Origin of the sequence: Mesorhizobium sp. M7A.F.Ca.CA.004.04.2.1 (assembly GCF_004022825.1) — a bacterium.
Taxonomy (GTDB): Bacteria; Pseudomonadota; Alphaproteobacteria; order Rhizobiales; family Rhizobiaceae; genus Mesorhizobium.
This window is the reverse complement of the sequence record NZ_RZPH01001651.1, coordinates 1-649: the sequence shown is the minus strand read 5'-3', so window position 1 is coordinate 649 and position 649 is coordinate 1. Positions and strand designations below refer to the sequence as shown.

The following is a 649-nucleotide window of genomic DNA, read 5'->3' as shown; positions in this document are numbered from 1 at the left end:
CCACATGTACTGGGCGGTGTTGGTGTCCTGGTACTCGTCGACGAGGATGTATTTGAAGCGCTTGTGGTATTCCTTGAGCACGTCCGGATTGGCGCGGAAGATGCGGATCGGGTGGCACAGCAGGTCGCCGAAATCGCAGGCGTTCAGCGTCTTCAGCCGCTCCTGATAGGCCTTGTAGAGTTCGCGGCCCTTGCCGTTGGCGAAGGCGCGGGCGTCGCCCTCGGTGATGTCGGACGGGCCTTGTCCCTTGTTCTTCCAGCCGTCGATCATCTGGGCGAACTGCTTGGCCGGCCAGCGCTTGTCGTCCAGACCTTCGGCCTGGATCAGCTGCTTGATCAGCCGCACGACGTCGTCGGTGTCGAGGATGGTGAAGTCGGAGCGCAAACCGGCGAGTTCGGCATGTCTGCGAAGCAGCTTCACGCCAATCGAGTGGAAGGTGCCGAGCCATGGCATGCCCTCGACGTTGCCTTCGCCGATCAGGACGCCGATGCGGATCTTCATCTCGCGCGCGCCATGGCTGCCCGCAGCGGACACAACAACGCACCCGACTATCTGAAGGGCCTCAACCCGGAGCAGCGGCTGGCGGTGGAAACCACCGAAGGCCCGGTTCTGGTGCTGGCCGGAGCCGGCACCAGAACCGGGCCTTCGG

1 pseudogene is annotated in these 649 nt (G+C 63.8%); it reads right to left on the bottom strand.

From position 1 onward, the window contains the following. Positions 1-510, bottom strand: a pseudogene (locus tag EN893_RS36750) (ATP-dependent helicase); the annotation flags it as partial. Between the last annotated feature and the right edge of the window lie 139 nt (positions 511-649).